The organism is Pseudacidovorax intermedius (assembly GCF_001476815.1).
GTDB lineage: Bacteria > Pseudomonadota > Gammaproteobacteria > Burkholderiales > Burkholderiaceae_C > Xenophilus > Xenophilus intermedius_A.
Map to the genome: position 1 here is coordinate 1 of NZ_LDSL01000197.1, position 5939 is coordinate 5939.

General features: G+C 69.4%; 6 protein-coding genes. All 6 read right to left on the reverse strand.

Annotation, left to right across the window (positions count from 1 at the left end; all coding sequences use genetic code 11):
• On the reverse strand, nt 1-1368 hold a 1368-nt coding region (locus NS331_RS24050; protein ID WP_058644453.1), incomplete at its 3' end, for a tripartite tricarboxylate transporter permease.
• A 13-nt stretch (nt 1369-1381) separates the two neighbouring features.
• Nucleotides 1382-1870 (reverse strand): tripartite tricarboxylate transporter TctB family protein, encoded by a 489-nt coding sequence (locus NS331_RS24055; protein ID WP_058644454.1) that lies wholly within the window; start codon nt 1868-1870, stop codon nt 1382-1384.
• Nucleotides 1871-1984: 114 nt separating this feature from the next.
• Complete coding sequence (tfpB, locus tag NS331_RS24060) at nt 1985-3811, reverse strand: type IV pilus assembly ATPase TfpB (protein WP_058644455.1); 1827 nt, start codon at nt 3809-3811, stop codon at nt 1985-1987.
• A complete protein-coding gene (locus tag NS331_RS24065; protein ID WP_058644456.1) occupies nt 3808-4575 on the reverse strand; it encodes a class I SAM-dependent methyltransferase in 768 nt (255 codons plus the stop codon). The genes tfpB and NS331_RS24065 overlap by 4 nt, the downstream gene beginning before the upstream one ends.
• Nucleotides 4572-5105: a DNA-deoxyinosine glycosylase gene (locus NS331_RS24070; protein WP_058644457.1), complete on the reverse strand. Its 534-nt coding sequence runs from the start codon at nt 5103-5105 to the stop codon at nt 4572-4574. Before NS331_RS24070 ends, NS331_RS24065 begins: the two co-directional genes overlap by 4 nt.
• Nucleotides 5106-5230: 125 nt before the next feature.
• Entirely contained in the window at nt 5231-5740 is a 510-nt protein-coding gene (locus NS331_RS24075; RefSeq protein ID WP_058644458.1) for a hypothetical protein, read from the reverse strand.
• Nucleotides 5741-5939 lie beyond the last annotated feature (199 nt).

Here is a 5939-nt window from a genome sequence, read left to right on the forward strand (position 1 = left end):
CGCGCGGCGCAGGTTCTCTTCCATCATCGGCCCCAGGATGAAGCCCAGCAGCAGCGGCGCCGGCTCGCAACCCATCTTGATGAAGGCATAGCCCACCACGCCGAAGATGGCCACCATCCAGACGTCGAAGGTGTTGTTGTTGGTCGAGTACACGCCGATGGCGCAGAACAGCACGATCGCCGGGAACAGCCACTTGTACGGAATCGACAGCAGCTTGATCCACATGCCGATCAGCGGCAGGTTCAGGATGATCAGCATCAGGTTGCCGATCCACATCGAGGCGATCAGGCCCCAGAACAGCTCGGGGTTGCTGGTCATCACCTGCGGGCCGGGCTGGATGTTGTGGATGGTCATCGCACCCACCATCAGCGCCATCACCGGGTTGGGCGGAATGCCCAGCGTCAGCAGCGGGATGAACGAGGTCTGCGCACCGGCGTTGTTGGCCGACTCGGGACCGGCCACGCCGCGGATGTTGCCCTTGCCGAACGGGACTTCGCCCGGGCGCGGCTTGAGCTTCTTCTCCAGCGTGTACGACGCGAAGGAGGACAGCAGTGCGCCACCGCCCGGCAGGATGCCCAGGGCCGAGCCCAGCGCGGTGCCGCGCAGCACGGCCGGCGTCATGCGCTTGAAGTCTTCCTTCGTGGGCCACAGGCCCTGCAGCTTGGCGGTGAAGATCTCGCGGTCTTCCTCGGGCTTGGCCAGGTTGGAGATGATCTCGCCATAGCCGAACACGCCCATGGCGATGGCGATGAAGCCGATGCCGTCGGTCAGCTCCGGAATGTCGAAGCTGTAGCGGGCCACGCCCGAGTTCACGTCCGTGCCCACCAGGCCCAGCAGCAGGCCCAGCACGATCATGCAGATCGCCTTGAGCAGCGAGCCGGAGGCCAGCACCACGGCGCCGATCAGGCCCAGCACCATCAGGCTGAAGTATTCGGCCGGGCCGAACTTGAAGGCCAGCTCGGTCAGCGGCGGCGCGAAGGCGGCCAGGATCAGCGTGCCCACGCAGCCGGCGAAGAAGGAGCCGAGGCCGGCCGCCGCGAGCGCTGGCCCGCCTCGTCCCGCCTTGGCCATCGCATGCCCGTCGATCACGGTCACCACCGAGGCCGATTCCCCTGGCAGGTTGACCAGGATGGCGGTGGTCGATCCGCCGTACTGCGAGCCGTAGTAGATGCCGGCCAGCATGATCAGCGCCGCCACCGGCGGCAGTGCGTAGGTCGCCGGCAGCAGCATGGCGATGGTGGCCACCGGGCCGATGCCGGGCAGCACGCCGATCAGCGTACCCAGCAGGCAGCCGACGAAGGCATAGATCAGGTTCTGCAGCGTGAAGGCCGCGCCGAAGCCGATCGAGAGGTTGGTAATCAGATCCATGGGATTGCGCCGATCAGCCGGTGATGAACGTGGGCCAGACCTGGAATTGCAGCTTCAGGCCGACGATGAATGCGAGGTAGCTGCCCACCGCCAGGATGGTGCCGAGGATCAGCGCCAGCTTCAGCGAGAACTCGGCGCCTGCGAGGGCGGCGATGATCACCAGCGCGTAGATGCCGATGATCAGCCCCATGGCCGGCAGGCCGATGCTGGGCAGGCCGCCGAGCAGCACGCCGAACACGAGGTTGGCCAGGATGATGAAGACGAGCGGCTTCCAGGCGATCTTGCCGATGGGCTCGCCGTCGGCGGTCTCCACCGTCAGCGCACCGAAGATGACCACCAGGCCGAGGACGGCCAGCACGATGCCCAGCATGAGCGGGAAATAACCGGGACCCATGCGCGCCCCACTGCCCACGGTGTAGGTCGTGGCGCCCCAGGCGAACCCGGCACCGACCAGCGTGAACATGAGGCCCGCGAAAAAGTCCTTCTGACTTTTGATCTTCACGAACGGTCTCCACAAAAAACGAGTGGGCGGATTTTTGGTCAGCCAACAGTCAGCTTCGATGTGGATTCCACCTAACCTGCGTTCAGGGTTAGCCCGGGGTTGCCCCGGTCGCGATCAGCTTTTTTCCTGCAGCGGGGGCGTGGCCGACAGCACTTCGGCCACCGTCGTCAGGCCCTCGGCCACGCGCAGCAGGCCCGCCAGGCGCAGCGGCCGCATGCCGTCGGCCACGGCCTGCCGGCGCAGCGCGCCGATGTCGGGCGCCTGGCCCAGCAGGCCGCGAAAGCCCTCGCTGACCGTCATCAGCTCGTAGAGGCCGGTGCGGCCGCGGTAGCCGGTCATGCGGCATTCGATGCAGCCGACGGGCTTGTAGGCCCGCACGGTGCCGCCGCTCACGCGCCAGGGCGCGGCCAGTTCGTCGAGCGTCTCGCGCGTCACCGCGTCGTCGGGTTGCTTGCAGTGCGGGCACAGCGTGCGCACCAGGCGCTGCGCCATCACGCCCAGCAGCGTGGCGTTGACCAGGTAGCTGGGCACGCCCAGTTCCATCAGGCGCGAGATGGCGCTGGGCGCATCGTTGGTGTGCAGCGTGCTGAACACCAGGTGGCCGGTCAGCGCGGCCTGCACCGCCATCTCGGCGGTGGCCAGGTCGCGGATCTCGCCCACCATGATGATGTCCGGGTCCTGCCGCATCAGGGCGCGCAGGCCCTCGGTGAAGCCGAAGTCCAGCTGCTGCTGCACCTGCGTCTGGTTGAAGGCGGGCTCGATCATCTCGATCGGGTCCTCGATGGTGCTGACGTTGACCTCTTCGGTGGCCACGCGCCGCAGCGTCGAATAGAGCGTGGTGGTCTTGCCCGAGCCCGTCGGCCCGGTCACCAGGACGATGCCGTGCGGATGGGCCACCAGCGTCTTCCAGCGCGCCGCGTCGTGGGCGGAGAAGCCCAGCGCGTCCAGGTCCTTGACCACGGTGTCGGGGTCGAAGATGCGCATCACCATCTTCTCGCCGAAGGCCGTCGGCAGGGTCGACAGGCGCATCTCCACTTCCTCGTGCGCCGCCGCGCCGGTGCCGGCGGCGGCCGCACCGGGCAGTGCCGGACGCAGGCGGCGCGTCTTGATGCGGCCGTCGAGCGGGCGGCGCTTCTCGACCACGTCCATGCGGCCCAGCAGCTTGATGCGGGCGATCATGGCGCTCATCACCGCCAGCGGCATCTGATAGGCCGGATGCAGCACGCCGTCGATGCGGAAGCGGATGACGCCCTGCTCGCGCCGCGGCTCCAGGTGGATGTCGGAGGCACGCTGGTCGAAGGCGTACTGCCAGAGCCAGTCCACCACCTGCACCACGCTCTGGTCGTTGGCGTCGAGCTGGCGGTTGCTGCGGCCGAGTTCCACCAACTGCTCGAAGCTGGTGCTGGCCGCCTGGCCGCCCGCCTTCTGCGCGGCGCGCACCGAGCGCGCCAGGGCGAAGAACTCGGCCGTGTAGCGGTGGATGTCCACCGGGTTGGCCACCACGCGCCGCACCTGACGGCGCGACTGGCGCTCCACCTCCGCCACCCAGTCGGCGATGAAGGGCTCGGCCGTGGCCACGATGACTTCGGTGGGCCCGACCTGCACCGGCAGCACCTTGTGGCGCTCGGCATAGGCGGCGCTCATCACGTCGGCCACCTTGCCCACGTCCACCTTGAGCGGATCGATGCGCAGGTAGGGCAGCCCGGCGCGGCCGGCCAGCCATTCGGTGAGCGTCTCCAGGTCCAGCGGCCGGCCATCCGCGGCGCCGGTGACGGCCACGTTGGCCAGGCGCACCAGCGGATGCTGGCTGCTCTCGGCCTGGGCGCAGCGGGCGATGGTGCGGTCGGCTTCTTCGCGGCTGATGACGCCGTCCTGCGCCAGCCACTCCACCAGGTTGCGCAGCAGAAGCGGGCCGTGCGCCGAAGGCGTGGACCGGCTCATGGCTTCAGCGGCTTGAACACGCGCAGCCACTTGGGCGCCGGCAGGCCCCAGCGGGCCGACACCGCTTCGGCCTGCTGCGCGAGCCGGTCGCGCTTGGGCCGGCTGGGTGTGCGCTGGGCCAGCACGATGGTGTTGCCCTCGCGCGTGGGCTTGAAGGTCCACAGCGCGTCGGCGCCGAAGGCCTCGGCGATCTTCTCCACGCTGCGGTCGTAGCTGGAAGAGCGGCCGAAGAGGTTGACCGTCATGTAGCCGTCCTCGGTGAGCACGCCGCGGCAGTCGGCATAGAACTCGGCGCTGTCGAGCACGGGCGCGGCGGCCTCGTGGTCGTACAGGTCGACCTGCAGCGCATCGACGCGGCCCTGCCACTGCGGCTGGCGCACTTCCTCGGCGGCGTCGGCCACGACGACCTGCAGTTTGGTGTCGTCCGGCGGCAGCTTGAACCAGCCGCGGCAGGCGGCGACGACGGCCGGGTTGAGCTCCACGGCGGTGGTGCGCATACGCAGCTGCTTGCGGCAGAACTTGGTGAGCGAGGCGGCGCCCAGGCCCAGCTGCATGGCATGGCGCTTGGGCACCTGCGCCGGGTCGGCGAAGAGCAGCCAGGCCATCATGCGCTGGACGTACTCCAACTCGATCTCGTAGGGCGCATCCAGGCGCATCGAACCCTGGACCCATTCGGTGCCCAGGTGCAGGTAACGGATGTCGCCCCAGTCCGAGAAATTGACCTCGGGCAAGGATGGGGACTTGCTGCCGCGGCGCGCCTTCATGCGGCCACCAGCCCGTGCTGCGCGAACGCCGCGCGCCAGGCCTCGGTCTTGCGCGCCAGGCTCCAGGCCGCATGGGCCGGGCTGGTGGACGGCAGCCGATGCACCGCCACGCCCGGCGGCAGGCCCAGCCGCGCGGCCTGCGCATGGCTGGCGGCACCGTTGTGGGCCACGGCCTCCAGCGCCGGCAGATGCAGGCAGCGCAGGTCGTTGGCCTGGGCATCGCGGATCGAGGCGTCCAGACTGCCGGCACGGCGGCAGCGCGCGAACACGTCCCACAGGCCAAGACCGCGCGCCGTCAGCCATTGGCAGCGCTGCACATAGTCGTGGGCGGGGGGCAGGGGATGCTCGGGCCAGAGGGCTTGCAAGAGGGTCCAGAGCTGGTTGCGGGGGTTCGCATAATACTGCCGCCTCTCGAGCGAGACGGCACTCGGAAAGCTGCCCAGGATCAGCAGCCGCGTGCGCGGCGATACGACCGGCGGCAGGCCTTCGAGCAGCGGCGCCGCGGCAGGGGCGCGGGATTCGGCAGGCATCGCCGGATCATCGCCCAGGGCTGCCGCGCACGGCGGGTGGCCATGAAAAAGCCCGCCGAAGCGGGCCTCTCGCGCATCGCGCCGTGCGGCGCATGCAGTCGGCCGCCGCAGCGGCCGCCGCGGCATCACTGCTTGCCGGCAGCCTTGGCGGCTTCGTTCTGCTCGGTGCCGGGGATCTTCTCGCCGATCTTGTTGCCGGCCGTGCGCATGCCGTCGGCGGCCTTGTGCGCGACGTTGGCGGTGGCATCGCCGGCCTTCTCGGCACCGCGCTTGGTGGCGCGGTAGGCCTTTTTGGCGCCGCGCTCGGTGGCATCGACGGCCTCGCCGGCCACTTCCTTGGTCTTGCGGTACGCCTTCTTGGTGCCACTCTCGGTGGCGTGGGCGGCGCGCTCGGCCGTATTCTTGGTGCCGTGGTAGGCCTTCTTGGCGCCGCGCTCGGTGGCGTTCACGGCTTCGCGGCCTTCTTCCTTGGCGCGCTCGGTCAGCGTGGGCTGGGGCGTGGCGGGGGCCACGGCGGTGCTGTTGGTCGTGGTCGTCGTGGTGGTGGCGGTGCTCTGCGCCATGGCCGGCAGGCCGAAGGCGGCCAGCGTGACGGCGAGGATGGCGGGCAGGGTACGGAAGCTGTGCGTTGTCATGAGATTCGCTCCTTGGATTCGGGCTGCCGGGGCAGCGCCAGGGGTGGGACACACGGGGTTGTGTCCCCGTATGGCCTGCAACGGCAGGCGGCGAGCGAAGGATGACACCGAAGAACGCCTTGAGAGCGCTGGAACACGATGTTGCGACCTCGGCCTACGGCGGCCCATCGCCCCTGTCCGACAGGGGCGATGGGCCGCC

Coding starts and splice junctions, on each gene's coding strand:
- tfpB (WP_058644455.1), bottom strand. CDS start 3,811: ATGAGCCGGTCCACGCCTTCGGCGCACGGCCCGCTTCTGCTGCGCAAC.
- NS331_RS24065 (WP_058644456.1), bottom strand. CDS start 4,575: ATGAAGGCGCGCCGCGGCAGCAAGTCCCCATCCTTGCCCGAGGTCAAT.
- NS331_RS24070 (WP_058644457.1), bottom strand. CDS start 5,105: ATGCCTGCCGAATCCCGCGCCCCTGCCGCGGCGCCGCTGCTCGAAGGC.
- NS331_RS24075 (WP_058644458.1), bottom strand. CDS start 5,740: ATGACAACGCACAGCTTCCGTACCCTGCCCGCCATCCTCGCCGTCACG.